Below are 17,260 nucleotides of genomic sequence, written 5' to 3'. Positions count from 1 at the left end.
TGGCAACCCACTGACGAGGAGAGAGCATGGCCCTGCTGACCATCGGCGACCAATTCCCGGCATACAACCTCACCGCGGTCATCGGCGGTGACCTGTCGAAGGTCGACGCTCAGCAGCCCGACGACTACTTCACCCAGATCACCAGCGACGACCACGCCGGCAAGTGGCGGATCGTCTTCTTCTGGCCGAAGGACTTCACTTTCGTGTGCCCGACGGAGATCGCCGCGTTCGGCAAGCTCAACGAGGAGTTCGAGGACCGCGACGCGCAGGTGCTCGGCGCGTCGGTGGACAACGAGTTCGTGCACTTCCAGTGGCGGGCGCAGCACGAGGACCTCAAGACCCTCCCCTTCCCGATCCTGTCGGACCTCAAGCGCGAATTGGCCACGGCCACCGGCGTGCTCAACGCCGACGGCGTCGCCGACCGCGCCACCTTCATCGTCGACCCGAACAACGAGATCCAGTTCGTCTCGGTCACCGCCGGTTCGGTCGGCCGCAACGTCGACGAGGTGCTGCGCGTGCTGGACGCGCTGCAGTCCGACGAACTGTGCGCCTGCAACTGGAAGAAGGGCGACCCCACCATCAACGCCGCCGAACTTCTGGCCGCCAGCGTCTGAACACCGCCGTCACCGTCACCACACATCGAAAACCGCCTTGGTCCCCGCCCGGGACCGCTTCGAATAGAGGAATCGCCGCATGAGCATTGAGAACCTGAAGAACTCCCTTCCCGAGTACGCCAAGGACCTCAAGCTCAATCTTTCATCCCTCGCGCGCACCACCGTGCTGAACGAACAGCAGCTGTGGGGCACCCTGCTGGCGTCGGCGGCCGCGACCCGGTCGACGACCACGCTGCGCGAGATCGCCGAGGACGCCGCCGACGTGCTGTCGGCGGAGGCGTACAACGCCGCGCTCGGCGCCGCCTCGATCATGGGCATGAACAATGTGTTCTACCGGAGCAAGGCGTTCCTCGGCGGCCGCTACGACGACCTGCGGGCCGGGCTGCGCATGCAGATCATCGGCACGCCGGGGGTCGACAAGGCCGACTTCGAACTCTGGTCGTTCGCGGTCTCCTCGATCAACGGCTGCGCGCACTGCCTCGAGGCGCACGAGCACACGCTGCGCGAAGCGGGCGTGTCCCGGGAAGTGATCTTCGAATCGCTGCGCGCCGCCGCCATCGTGGCCGGTGTCGGCCAGGCTGTGCAGTCGACCGAGGCCCTCAGCCCGGCCGCGATCTGATTTCGCTGAAAAAGAGGCCCCTGCCCTGCGGCAGGGGCCTCTTTCGCGTTCCGATGTGATCCGGCGACAGCTCGGTCCACGGCATCCGGGTAGGCTCGGCGAGCATGAGCACACAGGTCGATGTGGTGCGAGTGTTCACCGACGCCGCCGGACGGTACGGCAACGAGTTGGGCATCGCGCGGGCGGCCGACGTGGCCGCGGTCGATCGGCAGGCGCTGGCGGCCAAAGCCGGATACAGCGAGACCGTGGTGGTCGAGGAACCGGTGCACGACACGGTAGCGGTGCGGATCTACACCCCCACGATGGAGCTGCCCTTCGCGGGGCACCCGTCGGTCGGCACCGCGTGGTGGCTCGCGTCGCAGGGCATCCCCGTGCGGGTACTGGACGTTCCGGCCGGCCCGGTGGCGGTGGAACTCACGGAGGGTCTGACCTGGATCACCGCTCGCGGCGAATGGGCGCCCGCGTTCACCTTCCATCAACTCGAGGACGCCGAGGAACTGGCGACCCTGCGACCGGACGAGTTCCCCGGCGGCCCCCATTACTTGTGGGCGTGGACCGACGAACACCGCGCCGCCCTGCGCTCACGCATGTTCGCTCCCACCATGGGGATCACCGAGGACGAGGCGACCGGAGCCGCGGCCGTGGCTTTGACGGCGTTGCTGCGCAAGGGCTTGGTCATCACGCAGGGCAAAGGCTCGCAGTTGTTCACCCGGTGGGATTCCGACGGGTGGGTCCATCTGGGCGGCCGAGTCGTCGGCGACCAGCCGGTGGAGATCTAGGCGCCCTCAGGGCAGTGTCACACCCACGACCGGATCGCCGCTGGGCGCGTCCGAGCCGCCGTCCGGTTCCACGCTCACCGCGAGCACCTCACCCGACCGGAAACCCGTGACGAACGGCCGGACGGTCGACGGCAGGTCGCTCAGCACGCCGACGGAGCGGGGTCGTCCATCGGAGCCGACCAGCCACACCTGATACACCTGCCCCGAGGGCGGCGGCGCGACCTGGTCGAAGACGACGACCGCGCGCCCGAGTTCAGGCGAGACGTCCACCATGAGCAGACCGCCGCCTGCGAACGATCCGCTGACCGTCCGCGCCTCCGGGTGTATCTGCTGTTGGTCGGCGGCGGCTGGGTCCGACGGGTTGCCCATGAACTGCGCGGTCAGCACGCTGCCACCGATCACCAGACACGCCGCGGCCGCGATCGGTGCCGCCCAGCGCAGCGTCCGCCGCCACGTCGCACTACGCCGGATGGATCGAGTCGCCGGGTCGGGCAGCGCGGCGAGGATGCGATCTTCCAGCTCCGGCGGCGGCGCGAGCTCGTCGAGCACGGCCAGCCGCCCCATGACGTCGCGCACCTGCCAGACGGTGTCGGAGAAGGCTTGCCGCACGTCCGGGTCCGCGGCGGCCAGGCGGGCATCGATATGCCTGCGCTCGATATCGGCCACCGCGTCCAGCGCGCACGGGTAGGCGAGGTCGATGAGGTCCGCCTCCGACCGCGGCGACGTGTCAACCATCGGTGGGTTCCCCGGACAAACACTTCTCCAATCTCTTCAGCCCGTCGCGGATGCGGGTCTTGATCGTGGGTAGCGGCACCGAGAGATGATCGGCGACCTCTCGGTAGGTCCACCCGCTGTAGTAGGCCAGCGCGATCGCTTCGCGCTGTGTGGGGGTCAAGTTCTTCAGGCACGCGGTCACCTGTTGCTCTTCGATGCGCTGGGTGACCGATTCGGCGACGACGTCGTGGTCGCGACCCAGATGCTCGTGCGCGTAGATCAGGTCCCGGCTGGTGGCCGAACTCTCCGCGCGGACCCGGTCCACCGCCCGGCGATGGGCCAGCATCATGAGCCAGCCGACGGGGCTGGCCAGTGTGGCGTCGTAGCGATCGGCCATCGACCACACCTGCAGGTAGACCTCCTGGGTCACCTCCTCCGCGGCGGCGTGACTGCGCAGGATCCGCACCGTCAGACCGAACACCCGCGGGCTGGTCCGCTGATAGAACTCGGTGAACGCGCCGCGATCGCCCGTGCCCGCCGCGGCGAGCAGCGCCGCGAGTTCACGGCTCGCCCGGGTGGCCTGCGCGCGGTCGTAGCCGACGGGCAGCGGGCACGCGAGCGCCGGACCATCGGATTCCTTCCTCGCGCGTGCCGGATCGCCGGGCCGTCGGGGTGAAGCAGAACCGTGTTCGTTGCTCATGGCCGAATCCCGTGCCTGCATGCACAGGGGTTCGGTATGCGCTGGGAACCGGATTGGTTCCGATCACCGAATGATCACGGACACCAGCATGTAAGCGGTGCCGGCGTCCATCACCACGTGCGGCACCGCCGCCCACGGTTTCGCCGGGCCGGTGAGCGCGGCGACACAGCCGCCGGAACGCACCAGCAGCCCCAGCGGCCCCGGCGCCCGCACGTGCGCCCGGCCGGTGCAGGCGGCGAACGCGACCAGCAGCGCGTCGAGGAGGAACAGCGCGGCCAGACCGAGCGCGGGACCGGCGGCCGGGCCGCCCACGTGCCCAGCGGCCGTGTGGCCGGACATGGCGTAGAGCATCGCCGCGGCGGCCACGATGTGGTAGCCGAGCGGGACCAGCCGGTCGATCGGCAGCGGCCGCCCCTGGGCGGCCTGCTCCGCCGCGCGGATCGTCAGCAGCGCGGCGAAGACCACGGCCATCGCCGTCAGCACGCCGCGCACCGCGTGCGGGCTCGCCCCCGAGGGGAACAGCAGCATGCCGAGCATGACCAGGCACATCACCAGGTGTGCCGCGTCGGACTCGGAGTGCCCGGCCGTAAGTTCGTGTCCCGTGGGCGGTTCCGGCAGCCCTTCGGCGGAATCGGTGGCCGGCACCGCGGGGGCCGTCACCCGGGACAGCACGATCACCGCGGCGAGCACGAATGCCGCTACCACCACCCACCGCAAAGCGGCATATTCCTGCACGAACTCCGCCACACCCCACCACCTCTCCGCACGGCGACCACGGTCGTCGCCCCTCCATGCTCGCATCCCGAGACGGTCAGGGTGTCCATTTTCGATCCGCCCACAGCGTCGATCGACTGTGGCTACCGACACGACCGGCGATTTCCACGCCGACAGGACAACTCGACGATCGACGGACAGGTCCGCCGCGCTACCGTCGAGACAGCCTGCGGCACAGTTGATCACCGCACATGCGGTGGTCCGTTCGGCGCACTGCCGGTGGCAATCCCGCCCCGCATGGACGCCGCACACGGCTTCGACTACTGCGCGCCCTTCGGCGACCACCGTCCAACCCGGCACAGCGTCTTCATGACTCGCGCCCTCTGCCCTCGGGGCCGGCTGTGCCGTCTCGTCGAGGGCTGCGGATCACACGTCGTTCAGTGCGCGGAGGAAGCCGTCGACGAGTTCGGCGATCTGGTCGTCGGTCATCACGAACGCCGGGGAGACCTGCATGGCTCCCTGGCCCGCGGCGCGACTGGAGATGCCGTGCGCACGCAGGGTTCGCACCAACGGCAACCCTTCGGCCGGGTCGGCCAGCTGGATCGCCGCGACGGCGCCGAATCCGCTGCGCACCTCGGCGACCCGAGGATGTGCGGCGAGCACCGAGAGCTGCTCGTGCAAGCTGGTTTCCAGCCGCAGGGCCGCGTCGAGCAGCCCTTCCCGCTCGATGATGTCGAGATTCGCCAGCGCGGCGGCCGCGGCGCCCGCGTGGCCGCCGTAGGTGTAGCCGTGCCGCCACCAGACGCCGCCCGCGAAGAACGGCTCCGCGACGTGCGGGGCGGCGAAGACCGCGCCCATCGGGAGATAGCCGGAGGTCAGGCCCTTCGCGGTGGTCATCAGGTCGGGTTCGAGCGCGAGCCGGGACGACGCGAACCACGCGCCGCCGATGCGGCCGAAACCGGTCACCACCTCGTCGGCGACGAACAGGATGTCGTGGTCACGGCAGATGCGCCGCACCTCGGCGAGGTAGCCCGCCGGGGGCGGATACACACCCCCCGCGCCGATGACCGGCTCGCAGAAGAACGCGGCGATCCGTTCGGCGCCGATCTCCTCGATCAGCGCGAGCAAAGCCTTCGCGTCGTCCCATTCGACGGTCCGCGCCGCGGGCATCAGCTCGCCGTAGCCTTCCCGATTCCCCGGAAGCCCCGCCAGCGCCGTGCCCGCCACGTGCATGCCGTGATAGGCCATCCGCCGCCCGACCACGATCGTCTTGCCGGGCTGCCCCACTTCGTGCCAGTAGCGCCGGGCCAGCTTCGTCGCGGTGTCGACGGAGGCGGAGCCGCCCGAGGTGAAGAAGATCTTGCTGCCGGGCACCGGGGCGAGGCGAGCGAGCCGCTCGGCGAGTTCCTGGGTGGCCGGCTCGGTGATGTCGCCGAAATTGGAGTAGTGCGCGATCGTGCGCAGCTGGGCGGCCACCGCGTCGGCGATCTCGCCGCGTCCGTGACCCACGTTGGCGAACCACAGGCCCGCGGTCGCGTCGAGGTAGCGGTTACCCGCTCGGTCGAAGACGTAGACGCCCTCCCCGCGGGCGACCACGAACGCCCCGTCCCGCTCGACGGCGCCCATGTCGGCGAAGCCATGCCATAGCGCGTTCATGTGTCCACCTCTACCGGTTCCTACCGCCCGGCTCCGCGAAGCATCGCGCGCCGGGACCGGCGCTCGGTCGGGCAATGCCAGCAGCACACCGTGGTGGGACGACCGACCATCCGGCGGCGCCGTAGGCATCCTCGTTCCTCCTCCGATCCTCGCATATCGGCGTCTGCCGCCGGGCCGCCGCGCGGCGTCGGCATCCACCCGGCTACCGGCCGCGCCGCCTGGTGGAAAAATCCGCTGGCGGATTTCGCTAGGCTGGTCGATGCAATGACCAGGACAGCCGCCACCGATTCCCGCGCACTTCGCACCCGCCTGGCGAATCTCTCCCTTCGCGACGAACACCGGTTGCGGCGCAGACTCGACAAGGCGCGCGGCGGCGACCTGGCCGACGTGGAGGCCGAGATCACGGCCGCCGAGTTGCGCGTCGAGGCGCGACGCGCCGCGGTGCCGCAGATCCGCTATCCGGAGCAGCTGCCGGTCACCGCCCGCCGCGAGGACATCGCCGCGGCCATCGCCGAACACCAGGTGGTCATCGTCGCGGGCGAGACCGGCTCGGGCAAGACCACCCAGATTCCGAAGATCTGCCTGGAACTCGGCCGCGGCGTCCGCGGCACCATCGGGCACACCCAGCCCCGCAGGCTCGCCGCGCGCACCGTGGCCGAGCGCATCGCCGAAGAGCTGGGCACCGAACTCGGCGACGTCGTCGGCTACACGGTGCGGTTCACCGATCACGCCTCCGAGCACACCCTGATCAAGCTGATGACCGACGGCATCCTGCTCGCGGAGATCCAGCGCGACCGGCTGCTGCGCCGCTACGACACGATCATCATCGACGAGGCGCACGAACGCAGTCTCAATATCGATTTCCTGCTCGGCTATCTGAAGCAGCTGCTGCCGCGCAGGCCCGACCTCAAGGTGATCATCACCTCGGCGACCATCGATCCCGACCTGTTCGCGCGGCATTTCGCGGACGAGCACGGTACTCCCGCGCCGATCGTGGAAGTCTCCGGCCGCTCCTATCCGGTGGAGATCCGCTACCGCCCGCTCGCACTGGAGCTGCCCGGCGCCGCCGCGGACGAAGACGACGAGGACACCCGCATCGTCGACCGAGACCCGGTGGACGCCATCGGCGACGCGGTGACCGAGTTGTTCGCCGCGGGCGACGGCGACGTGCTGGTGTTCCTGTCCGGCGAACGCGAGATCCGCGACACCGCGGACGCGCTGCGGGACCTGAAGCTGCCGCGCACCGAGATCCTCCCGCTGTACGCCCGGCTGTCCGCCGCCGAGCAGCACCGTGTGTTCGCCCCGCACACCGGGCGACGGGTGGTGCTGGCGACGAACGTCGCGGAGACTTCGCTCACGGTGCCGGGCATCCGGTACGTCGTCGACCCGGGCACAGCGCGGATCTCGCGCTATTCCATGCGAACCAAAGTGCAGCGGTTGCCGATCGAACCGGTGTCTCAGGCCTCGGCGCGGCAGCGATCCGGACGGTGCGGTCGCGTCGCCGACGGCATCTGCATCCGGCTGTACTCGGAGGACGATTTCGAATCCCGGCCGGCTTTCACCGATCCGGAGATCCTGCGTACCAACCTGGCCGCGGTGATCCTGCAGATGACCGCGCTCGGCCTCGGTGACATCGAGAAGTTCCCGTTCGTCGAGGCGCCGGACCGCCGCGCCATCCGCGACGGCATCGCCCTGCTGGAGGAACTGGGCGCGCTCGCGCGACGGGACGGCGGCGCCCGGGCCGGTGACGACGCGACCGCACTGTCGCTGACGCCGATCGGCCGTGAGATGGCCCAGCTGCCGGTCGATCCGCGGATGGCGCGGATGCTGGTGGAGGCGCAGCGCACGGGTTGCCTGTCCGACGTGCTGGTCATCGTCGCGGCGCTGTCCATCCAGGATGTCCGGGAGCGCCCCGCCGAGCAGCAGCAGGCGGCCGACGCCAAACACGCGCGCTTCACGGTCGAGGGCTCCGACTTCCTGGCCTACCTGCGACTGTGGGATTACCTCGGCGGACAGCGCAAGTCGTTGTCGTCCAACCAGTTCCGGCGTCTGTGCCGGGAGGAGTTCCTGCACTATCTGCGGATCCGGGAGTGGCAGGACCTGCACGGCCAGCTGCGCACGATCACCAAGGGCCTCGGGTGGTCGACGCGGTCGCAGGACTCGGCGGAGGCGGCGGAGCCGGACGGAGCCGAAACGATCGGGGCGGATGGCAAGGCGGGCAACCGATCCCGCCGGGGCCGGTCAGCGCGCGGACGCGACGGACGCTCGAGCGCCGATCGCGGCCGGTCCGCCATCGCGGCCGTCGCGGACGGCGACGGACTCCCCTGGGATTCCACGGCCATCCACCAAGCGCTGCTGGCCGGGATGCTCTCGCACATCGGCGTCCGCGAGGCGGAATCTCGCGAGTTCCTCGGCGCGCGCAACGCCAAGTTCATGATCTTCCCCGGTTCGTCGCTGGCGAAGAAGCCACCCCGCTGGGTGATGGCCGCCGAACTGGTCGAGACCTCACGGCTGTGGGGCCGGATGGCCGCGAAGATCGAGCCCGAATGGGCCGAGCGGCTGGCGGGCGACCTCGTCAAACGCACCTACTCCGAACCGCATTGGTCGGCCAAGCGGGGTGCGGCGCGCGCCTACGAGCGGGTGACGTTGTACGGGATCCCGCTGGTCACCGGCAGGCCCGTGGACTACGGCCGCATCGATCCCGAGTTGTCGCGCGAGTTGTTCATCCGGCATGCCCTGGTCCAGGGCGAGTGGCAGACCAGGCACGAGTTCTTCCACCGCAACCGCGCGCTGCTCGACGACGTCGCCGATCTGGAACATCGCGCCCGCCGCCGGGACATCCTGGTCGACGACGAGGTGCTGTTCGAGTTCTACGACAAACGTCTGCCCGCCGACATCGTCTCGGTGCGTCACTTCGACAGCTGGTGGCGCTCCGCGCGACGGGAAGACCCCGGATTGCTCGACTTCACCACTTCGACCGTGGTCAACGAAGGCGCGACCGCACTCGACCCGGCGGCCTTCCCCGATTCCTGGCGCCAGGGCGAACTCAGCTTCCCGCTGTCCTATCAATTCGAACCGGGCACCGAGGACGACGGCGTCACCGTGCGGATCCCGGTGGAACAGCTCGCGCACGTTCGTGCCGTCGGCTTCGATTGGCTGGTGCCGGGCATGCGCGACGAACTGGCCGCCGCGTTGATCAAGACATTGCCGAAAACCCTGCGGCGCAGTGTCGTTCCCGCCCCCGATTTCGCGGCCGCCGCCTTGGCGGCGCTGACCCCGCGTGCGGAGCCGCTGCGCGCCGGGCTGGCGCGCGAACTGTCCCGGCTCGGTTCGGTTCCGATCGCCCCCACCGACTTCGACGTCGCGGCACTGCCCGACCACCTGCGCATGACTTTCGCGGCCGTCGGCGAAGACGGCGTGACGCTCGCGCGGGGCAAAAGCCTCGCCGCGCTGAAAACGCAGCTCGCCGAGCAGGTTTCCGCCTCGGTCGCCCGGGCAACCGCGGGGGCGGAGCGACCGCCTGCCACGGTGTGGACCTCCGAATCGCTGGGCACCCTCGCGCCGACGGTGCGGCGCGAGGTGGCGGGGCAGACCGTCACCGGATATCCGGCGCTCGTCGCCGAGGGCGACGGCGTGGCGGTCCGGGTGCTCAGCTCCCCCACGCAGCAGGCCGCCGCCATGCGCCTCGGCACCAGAGCGCTGCTGTTGCACGCGCTGCCCGCTTCGGCGCGCAGCGCCACCGCGGGGCTGTCACCTTCCGATCGCCTTGCGCTGAGCCAGAATCCGTACGGCTCCCTGGAGGCGCTGGTCGAGGACTGCCGCGCGGCGGCCGCCGACGAACTGCTCACGGCAGCGGGCGGGCCGGTGCTCGATCCGGCGGAATTCGACGCGCTCGTCGCCCGGATCCGTCCCGATTTCGCCCCCACCGTCGCTCGTTTCGTGCGCCTGGTCGTGCCGGTTCTGGCCGGCGCCCATCAGGTTTCGGCGGCGCTGGAGCGTACGAACGAGCGCGATATCGCCGAGGACGTCCGTCATCAGCTCGACAACCTGGTCTTTCGCGGCTTCGTATCCGAGACGGGCGCGACCAGGCTGCGCGAACTGCCGCGTTATCTACAAGCGGCGGCGGCACGACTGGAAGCGCTGCCCGGCTCGGCGGTTCGCGATCGCCAGGGCATGGCCGAACTCGACCGGGTCCTGACCGCCTACGATCGCCTGATCGAGTCGCTGCCGGAGAACCGCAGACAGACGCCGGCGGTGACCGAGATCTGGTGGATGATCGAGGAATTCCGCGTCAGCCTGTTCGCGCAGAAACTCGGTACTCCGTTTCCGGTGTCGGCCAAGCGAATCGAGAAGGCGATGGCCGCGGTCCGGCGCTGAGTCAGTCGGCGGCCGACAGCGCTTCGGCGCGCGCCCGGCGCATCTCCTGGATCTCGCGTTCGAAGTCCTCGGCCGAGGTGAACGACCGGTAGACCGACGCGAACCGCAGGTAGGCCACCTCGTCCAAGTCACGCAGTGGACCCAGGATGGCCAGGCCCACCTCGTGGCTGGGCACCTCGGGCGACCCCTTGGCCCGCACCGCGTCCTCCACCTGCTGCGCGAGCAGGTTCAGCGCGTCGTCGTCGACTTCACGACCTTGGCAGGCCCGGCGCACACCCCGGATGACCTTCTCGCGGCTGAACGGCTCGGTGACGCCGCTGCGCTTGACCACCGACAGGATGGCGGTCTCCACCGTGGTGAACCGCCGCCCACACTGCGGGCAGGCGCGACGGCGGCGGATGGCCGCGCCTTCGTCGGCCTCGCGCGAGTCCACCACCCGGGAGTCGGGGTGTCGGCAGAACGGGCAATGCATCCGAGAAATCCTTCGTCGATGCGCGTGCTCGCGTCCGGACCGGACGCCGATCGCGGTGATCGGTCCGGCGAGCCCGTGTACAGAGGTCTATACCCCGGCACCAGGTATTCCTCGTACGACACGCGGAATACCTGCATAACACTTCGAGGATACCCGTCCGAGTTTCCGGATTGTCGCACTCACCCGGCTATCGGACGCGGGGCGATCATCCGGAGATCTGCCAGTGCGCGGTCAGATCGGCGAGCAGATCCGGCAACCGGGCGGCGAGGCGGCCGCGGGCGAGTTTGCCCAGGAACGCCTCGCCGAGGACGGCACCGGCCAGTGCCGGGTCGGTCTCCAGATCGATGTGACGGGGCACCAGGTCGCCGGTGATGTAGTTCCATCGCGTGTCTCGGTCGGCCCAGTTGAAGCCGGGCAGCGGGACGCGCAGCGCGAGGCTGCGGCCTCCTACGTCGGCGCTGACCACCGTTGGGGCGAACACGCCGGGCGCGCGGACGCCCGGGACTCCGGGCTTTCCCGCCACGGTGCTGACGTAGGTCAGCACGCGGCCGATCGGCGCACGGCCCGCCGACGTCTCGTCCCATTGGTCGGCGACGACGCGGTTCTGCTCCCGGTCGGTCATCCGGATCAGCGCGTCGACGTAACCGTCTCGGGTGCCCGAGGCGATCGACCGCCAGGCGGTCCGCAGGTCGTCGTCGAGCAGGCCAGCCGCGTACATCTCCTCGATCCCACGCATGCCCAGCGCGACGTACGCCTCGTGCATCGGCACCAGATCCGTGAAGATGTGCTTCTGCATGATCATCAGGCGCGTCTGATACCAGGCGACGTCCGCGGCGCTCAGCCGGGAGCCCTCGGTGGCGAGCAGCCGGATGTCCTCGGGCAGCGCACGCGCCAATTCCGGCGGCGTGGCGCGCAGCAGATCGGCGACCGCCTCGCCGAATTGATGGATGCCCGGCACGTCCAGCACGACGCCCACATCACCCATGTCGAAGAATCCGGAGGCGAACGATCCGCCCGCGATACCGGCCAGCCCCGCCCAGTAGAACTCCGGATGCCGGGTAGCCAGCCGCAGATAATTGACGTACACCTGGTTGAAGATGCGTTCGTTCGCGTGCGGGCCGCGACCGGGATCCCAAGCAGCCAGATCGATGTCGGCGTTGCGGGTGGCGACCACCAGCCAGTACTGATGCAGCAGCGTCGCGTACCGGCGCGGCGCCACGCCGTCGGCCCGTGCCTGACGCAACGCCTCGGCGAGGCCGGATTCGTCCAGCGGCAGAGCGGGATCGAGCCCGCCCGCCCCCGCGCCGTCACCGTTGACGGACGGGAGGTCGAGATACGCCGCGTACGCGGGTTCGGCCCGGGCCGTGGACACTGCGCCCGCAGCGAAGACGAGACAGAGGAACAAGGCCGCTACGCGGAGGTAGCCGCGAACCGTGCGGCCCGAGGTGCGGAAAGTCATGTGCTGAAAGGTCCCGGCGTCGTTCGGGCGGTGTTGCCCGGATCAGGTCTTCAGCACGGTAGCAACACGTTCTAGTTTGCGGATCCACAATTACGGCCGGTCCAAATGGCCGAATTTCCTTGCACTCAGCGCGAATCGCCGCCGCCGGACACGCCCGAACCGTCCACCACCGCGGGCGCGGGCCGGACGGAGCCGCCACCCCACTCACCCGCCCGCACATGCGCCATGGCGATCAGCCCCACCACGATCACGGCGGTGATCAACGCGGTGACGGCGAGGACCGCGAAGCCGACCTGTGCTTGCTCGACACGCCGCATCGGATGAGCGCCGCGGGCGCGCCCCTGCGCGAACGCGCGTGATCCGCGGTCGTAAGCGACCATGCCCGCACCGGGACGCGCGCCGGGCGGGCGCCGATCGACCGCGGACCGGTGCGCGGGCGTCAGCGCGCGAGAGCGGGCACCATCGCGCACCAATCGCCGCGCGGCCTCGTACCCGAGATCGTCCGCCGGACCCGGATCGGCGGCGCGGCGCTCGGATTTCGCGACCGACGCGCCGAGGGACAGGGTGACATCGCTGATCGCAGTGCTCATCGGACAAACCTCCGTGGTGGGTGCTCCGTCGCCGTTCGAGCTGTTCGAACATGTGTTCCGAGCGTATTCGCTCAAGTGTTCGAGGAACTGGTGTTCGATTTCTACCACGGCTCGGTGACAAAGTCAGCACCAACACCCGACATGCGTCGAACAGATGTTTGATCCAGCGGCGCGACCGGACTAGATTCGAAGAACCGAAGATTCGACGGGCCATCGAGACACATGCCGGGCACGGACCGGCCTGGCACAGCAGGAAAGGGCGGTTGCGGTGAGGCAGACGGACGACACGGGTGACGAGACCGAAAGCGGCGCCGACGCGGCGGGTAGCGGGGCGGATCTCACCGTGCGTCAGCGCAAAGTGCTCGAGGTGATCCGCACCTCGGTGAGCGAGCGCGGTTACCCGCCGAGCATCCGGGAGATCGGTGACGCCGTCGGCCTCACGTCCACCTCGTCGGTCGCTCATCAGCTGCGCGCCCTGGAGCGCAAGGGCTACCTGCGCCGCGATCCGAATCGGCCCCGCGCCGTGGACGTCCGGGGCCTGGACGAGGTGGTGCGGTCGGTGACCAGCCTGCCGGTCGCCGCGGTCGACGACGGCGAGATCGCCGTCGAGGTGGACCGTCCGGTCCCCACCTTCGTCCCGGTGCTCGGTCGCATCGCCGCCGGTGGCCCGATTCTGGCCGAACAGGCCGTGGAGGACGTCTTCCCGCTGCCGCGCGAACTGGTCGGCGACGGTTCGCTGTTCCTGCTGAAGGTCGTCGGTCAGTCCATGATCGACGCGGCGATCTGCGACGGCGACTGGGTGGTCGTGCGGCAGCAGAACGTCGCCGACAACGGCGATATCGTCGCGGCGATGATCGACGGCGAGGCCACGGTGAAGACTTTCAAGCGCACCGGCAAGGACGTCTGGCTGATGCCGCACAATCCGGTGTTCGAGCCGATCCCCGGTAACGACGCCCAGATCCTGGGCAAGGTCGTCACGGTCATTCGCAAGATCTGACGGTCCGGCACGACGAGCGACCGCCGGCCACGCTGACGCGGCCGGCGGCCGCTCGGCCGGGGTCAGCTCCCGACGCCGAGCGCGGTAAGGAACACCAGCACGACAGTCGTCACGGCGAGTACGCCGTGACCCGCGACGACGGCAACGGGAAAGTGTCCCTCGGGAGGTTCGGTCCTTCCGGCCGAACGGTCCCGGTAGACGGGGATCCAGCGCAGCAGCATCGCGAACCCGAGGAGCGCGACCGGGATCAGCAAGACGAACGCGGTCCAGGCCAGCGCCGTGCTGTCGACGGCGAGGTAGACGATCCAGACGATCAGACCGGCCACGGCGAGCGCGAAGTGACCGAACAGGACCGGCGGCGGCAGCTGGGTCGAATTCGGCTGACGCGTGCCGCCTCGGGCGATCCACGTGCCGAGCAGGAAGAAACCGCCGCCCGCGGTGAGGAGCCAGAAGATCAATGCGGCGATGCCCATGGTGTGCCTCCTGACAGATGAGCAGGGATTCAGTGGGTGAAGCCGCCGGCCTGGGTGGTTTCGTCGGCGACTCGCACGCCGTAGTGATAGGCCAGCTTGCCGCCGAGATACCCGGATATCGCCAATATCATCAGACCGACCGCCGACAGCACCAACGGCCCGGCCGGGACCGCGACCGCCTTGTCGGCGCCCTGCCGCCAGACGAAGCCGACCGCGTAGACAGCGGTCACGAGCAGGTTGAGGGTCATGTGCAGCAAACCGGTGCGGAAGGCAGGCGTACCGGTGGGGATCGCGAGCAGATCGAGGAACCCGATCGTCGCGGCGGCCAAGGCGCCCAGCACGCCGATCGCGATCAACCACGACGAGCCCTCGACCAGGAAGTCCGGATCGTCGACGAATCGGGACGCGAGGTCGAACACGAAACTGGCGACCCAGGCGCCGATCGGGACGGTGACCAAGATGGGATGGAACGGATGCCCGTACGGACCGGCCAGCACGGCACTGACCGGCCGCTTCGCCTGTCGCGGATCTGCGGTCATAGCGCACCTCGCTGGATCGCGTCGCCATTCGCCGACACCACGGAACCCGTCCATCGCGCCGCGGCATTGCGCGGCGCGGATACGGGGCCGACGGATATCGCGCTATGTGTGGCGAATGGCGAATCGAGTGCGGTCGATTACGAAATCATCCGTACTGCCGTGCATGAATTGCACATCGCATATAGACGGTAGCAGGAACTCGCCGTGTTTTCCGTTCGGTGGCGCTGCTACGACATCATCGGCATCATCGGCAGCATCGGCATCGGCATGCCGGGGAACATGCGGTTCCACCAGTCGCGTGCCATCCCCATCATCTGATCCATCACGGTAGTTCACCTCCCTTCGCGCATGACATGGGGGCGCAGCTGGGCCGTCGGCCGCCATGACGAGGAACACGCAGGTACGCCGTCGAAATCACCCGGATAAATATTTCCGGGTAGAAATGATTTTTCGCCCCGACAACCACCGGCGAATACACGTGTTACTCCTCGCGGTCGGGCTCGACAGCCATATTCATTATACGCCGCGAGGGGTCCGGCGAAACATGGAGAAGCGCCTCGTCATTCACCGATACGGCGGCCGGGAAGCCATTTCTCCGGGCGCTCGTCGCCTTCGAGAAAAGGGATTCACGCGCTTCGCGGCTTCGGCGGCCATGGCGGGCACATGCCGTGCCGCCGCTCGATCCGTCACCTGGTCGCCGGGTTGCGTCGCTCGGCCAGGCGCCGGTTGGTGACCTCCAGCTGACGTAGCGTCGCCGCTTCCAGGGCACGCACCTGAGCATCGTCCAGCCGCCCGCACAGCCGCCCCCAATGCACCGCGACCTGCTCCCCTACCGCGACGTCGGGCAACGCCGCGTACCCGTCCACCCGGATCGCGAGGGTTCGCACAGTCTCGGTGTGCAGCGCGAGACGCTCTCCGTCCCAATCGAGCGTGCGACAGCGCAGCGCGACTTCCGCACCGCTGCGGTCGAAGACCGTTCCCCAGGTGATCCGGCAACTGTCGAGCACGTGCAGTGGATGTCCGTTGCCGTGCCGGAGCAAGCGGGACCACGGGTACACACCGAAGACGTGGAAGCAATGGTTCGCCGCGGCCTCCTCGGCCAATCGCTGCGTCAGGTGCGTCCAGTACCCGCCTGCCACCGGGCCGAGCAGCGCCAGCAGTTCCGCGGTGAACTCGCCCGGGTCCAGTGCCGCGCCGACGCCACCGCCCAGCCAATAGGACTCGACGAGGCGGCGGTCCAGCGGATCGGCGATGCCGGTCATCCGCGCCATCACGCGCAGGTAGGGCCACGCGCCGGTGAACCGGCGCGCCACCACGCGCACCTGGTCGTCCGACCCGTCCCGCAGCGCGGCCGCGTCGGGCGGACCGCAGTAGCCGAGCCGATTGGGCGCGTAGGCGTACCGGGCGAACATCTCCGCGCCGCTGCCGGTCATCGGCTCGGCCTTTCGCCCGGGTGCTCGACGGACCACCGCTGCTCGAGCCGGCCGAAGCGCCACACCGCGACCGCCACCGCCCAGGTGAGCACGAACAGCCCGGCGATGACGAACCCCATGGCGCCCAGATCCCATCCGCCGACCCAGGCCAGTGGACCGCCGGCGATGCCCAGCTCGTCGGTCAGCACGGAGATCATCTCCTGCGCGCCGATGACCAGGGCCACGACAACCGACAGACCCGTGACGACGATGTTGTAGTAGACGCTGCGCAGCGGCCCCGCGAAGGCCCACCCGTACGCGTAGTTCATGAAAGCGCCATCCAGCGCGTCGAACAGCGTCATTCCCGCCGAGAACAACACCGGCAGGACGAGGATCGCGTACCACGGCAGGTCGGTCGCCGCCGCGCCGCCCGCGATCACCAGGAGGCTCACCTCGGTGACGGTGTCGAAGCCGAGTCCGAACAACAGCCCGACCGGGTACATCTGCCACGGCTCCCGCACGGCCCTGGTGAGCGGTCCGATCACCCGCTGCAGGGCGCCGCGGTCGTCCAACCGCTGCCGCACCGCGGCCTCGCCGCAAGTTCCGCGGCGCATCCCGCGGAACACCCGCCAGATGCCGATCAGCGAGACCAGATTCAACAGGCCGATGGCGAGCAGGAAGGTTCCGGAGATACCGGTACCCAGCACACCAGTCCATCGGTGCAGCCCGGAGTCCTCGTCGCGCAGGTTTCCCGCGAGCGCCTTGACGCCGAACGCCAGCAGCGCGACGAGGACGAAAACGATGGTGGAGTGCCCGAGAGAGAACCAGAACCCGACCGACAGCGGCTTGCGTCCGTCCGCGACCAACTTGCGGGTCGTGTTGTCGATGGCGGCGATGTGGTCGGCGTCGAACGCGTGCCGCATCCCGAGCGTGTAGGCGGTGATCCCGAGACCCACGCCGAATACCGCGCCGTCCACCAGGTACCCGCCGGGGACCACGAGCAGCAGCAGCGCGGACCACCCGAGCGCGTGCAGTGCGACCACGACCGACGCCATCCCGGCGACGCCGCGCCGCTGCCGTCCGTCCAGCGGGACGCGGGCCGCCGCGGGGGTGTCGGCGATCCGAACGATGATCCCCACCTCGCC

Annotated in this window: 16 protein-coding genes; 5 read left to right on the top strand and 11 right to left on the bottom strand. The window is 69.3% G+C overall.

The window, feature by feature from the left end; all coding sequences use genetic code 11:
- Positions 1 to 26: 26 nt before the first annotated feature.
- From QMG86_RS08775 to QMG86_RS08765, 3 genes are all read left to right on the top strand, one after another.
- Positions 27 to 614, top strand: coding sequence for a peroxiredoxin (locus QMG86_RS08775; RefSeq protein ID WP_063021215.1), 588 nt, complete (start codon positions 27 to 29; stop codon positions 612 to 614).
- Between the two features lie 79 nt (positions 615 to 693).
- Complete coding sequence (gene ahpD / locus QMG86_RS08770; protein WP_281878796.1) at positions 694 to 1,233, top strand: alkylhydroperoxidase, AhpD family; 540 nt, start codon at positions 694 to 696, stop codon at positions 1,231 to 1,233.
- A 104-nt stretch (positions 1,234 to 1,337) separates the two neighbouring features.
- Positions 1,338 to 2,012 (top strand): PhzF family phenazine biosynthesis protein, encoded by a 675-nt coding sequence (locus QMG86_RS08765; RefSeq protein ID WP_281878794.1) that lies wholly within the window; start codon positions 1,338 to 1,340, stop codon positions 2,010 to 2,012.
- 6 nt (positions 2,013 to 2,018) lie between these two features.
- On the opposite strand, the gene QMG86_RS08760 is transcribed toward QMG86_RS08765, so the two are convergent.
- The 4 genes from QMG86_RS08760 to QMG86_RS08745 form a co-directional block, all read right to left on the bottom strand.
- Positions 2,019 to 2,747 (bottom strand): anti-sigma factor, encoded by a 729-nt coding sequence (locus QMG86_RS08760; RefSeq protein WP_281878793.1) that lies wholly within the window; start codon positions 2,745 to 2,747, stop codon positions 2,019 to 2,021.
- Positions 2,740 to 3,426 (bottom strand): ECF RNA polymerase sigma factor SigK, encoded by a 687-nt coding sequence (sigK, locus tag QMG86_RS08755; RefSeq protein WP_281878790.1) that lies wholly within the window; start codon positions 3,424 to 3,426, stop codon positions 2,740 to 2,742. Before sigK ends, QMG86_RS08760 begins: the two co-directional genes overlap by 8 nt.
- A gap of 63 nt (positions 3,427 to 3,489) precedes the next feature.
- Entirely contained in the window at positions 3,490 to 4,173 is a 684-nt protein-coding gene (locus tag QMG86_RS08750; protein ID WP_281878789.1) for a DUF5134 domain-containing protein, read from the bottom strand.
- 393 nt (positions 4,174 to 4,566) lie between these two features.
- Complete coding sequence (locus QMG86_RS08745) at positions 4,567 to 5,796, bottom strand: aminotransferase family protein (protein ID WP_281878788.1); 1,230 nt, start codon at positions 5,794 to 5,796, stop codon at positions 4,567 to 4,569.
- 264 nt (positions 5,797 to 6,060) lie between these two features.
- Between QMG86_RS08745 and hrpA the strand changes: the two genes are divergently transcribed.
- A complete protein-coding gene (hrpA, locus tag QMG86_RS08740; protein WP_281878786.1) occupies positions 6,061 to 10,173 on the top strand; it encodes an ATP-dependent RNA helicase HrpA in 4,113 nt (1,370 codons plus the stop codon).
- Between the two features lies 1 nt (position 10,174).
- Here hrpA and nrdR read toward each other — a convergent pair whose 3' ends face one another.
- The 3 genes from nrdR to QMG86_RS08725 all read right to left on the bottom strand — a co-directional run bounded on the left by nrdR (position 10,175) and on the right by QMG86_RS08725 (position 12,694).
- Positions 10,175 to 10,645, bottom strand: a complete 471-nt coding sequence (gene nrdR, locus QMG86_RS08735; protein WP_281878785.1) for a transcriptional regulator NrdR — start codon at positions 10,643 to 10,645, stop codon at positions 10,175 to 10,177.
- A 205-nt stretch (positions 10,646 to 10,850) separates the two neighbouring features.
- Positions 10,851 to 12,104 (bottom strand): hypothetical protein, encoded by a 1,254-nt coding sequence (locus tag QMG86_RS08730; RefSeq protein ID WP_281878784.1) that lies wholly within the window; start codon positions 12,102 to 12,104, stop codon positions 10,851 to 10,853.
- A gap of 125 nt (positions 12,105 to 12,229) precedes the next feature.
- Positions 12,230 to 12,694 carry a hypothetical protein gene (locus QMG86_RS08725; RefSeq protein WP_281878783.1) on the bottom strand — a complete coding sequence of 155 codons (465 nt, stop codon included), beginning with the start codon at positions 12,692 to 12,694 and terminating at the stop codon, positions 12,230 to 12,232.
- A gap of 268 nt (positions 12,695 to 12,962) precedes the next feature.
- Here QMG86_RS08725 and lexA point away from each other — a divergent pair, with 268 nt between their 5' ends.
- Positions 12,963 to 13,691: a transcriptional repressor LexA gene (gene lexA, locus QMG86_RS08720; RefSeq protein WP_434085561.1), complete on the top strand. Its 729-nt coding sequence runs from the start codon at positions 12,963 to 12,965 to the stop codon at positions 13,689 to 13,691.
- Positions 13,692 to 13,753: 62 nt separating this feature from the next.
- Here lexA and QMG86_RS08715 read toward each other — a convergent pair whose 3' ends face one another.
- From QMG86_RS08715 to nicT, 4 genes are all read right to left on the bottom strand, one after another.
- Positions 13,754 to 14,164 (bottom strand): hypothetical protein, encoded by a 411-nt coding sequence (locus tag QMG86_RS08715; protein ID WP_281878782.1) that lies wholly within the window; start codon positions 14,162 to 14,164, stop codon positions 13,754 to 13,756.
- Positions 14,165 to 14,193: 29 nt separating this feature from the next.
- Positions 14,194 to 14,703, bottom strand: a complete 510-nt coding sequence (locus QMG86_RS08710; RefSeq protein WP_281878781.1) for a DUF2231 domain-containing protein — start codon at positions 14,701 to 14,703, stop codon at positions 14,194 to 14,196.
- 686 nt (positions 14,704 to 15,389) lie between these two features.
- Positions 15,390 to 16,136: a DUF6390 family protein gene (locus tag QMG86_RS08705; protein ID WP_281878780.1), complete on the bottom strand. Its 747-nt coding sequence runs from the start codon at positions 16,134 to 16,136 to the stop codon at positions 15,390 to 15,392.
- On the bottom strand, positions 16,133 to 17,203 hold the full coding sequence (gene nicT / locus QMG86_RS08700) for a Nickel transporter NicT (protein WP_281880854.1): 1,071 nt from the start codon (positions 17,201 to 17,203) through the stop codon (positions 16,133 to 16,135). Before nicT ends, QMG86_RS08705 begins: the two co-directional genes overlap by 4 nt.
- Positions 17,204 to 17,260: the final 57 nt, after the last annotated feature.

The sequence above is a fragment of the Nocardia sputorum genome (assembly GCF_027924405.1).
Classification (GTDB): domain Bacteria; phylum Actinomycetota; class Actinomycetes; order Mycobacteriales; family Mycobacteriaceae; genus Nocardia; species Nocardia sputorum.
Note: the sequence above shows the minus strand (reverse complement) of the source record. Positions and strands in the feature narration are given on the sequence as shown.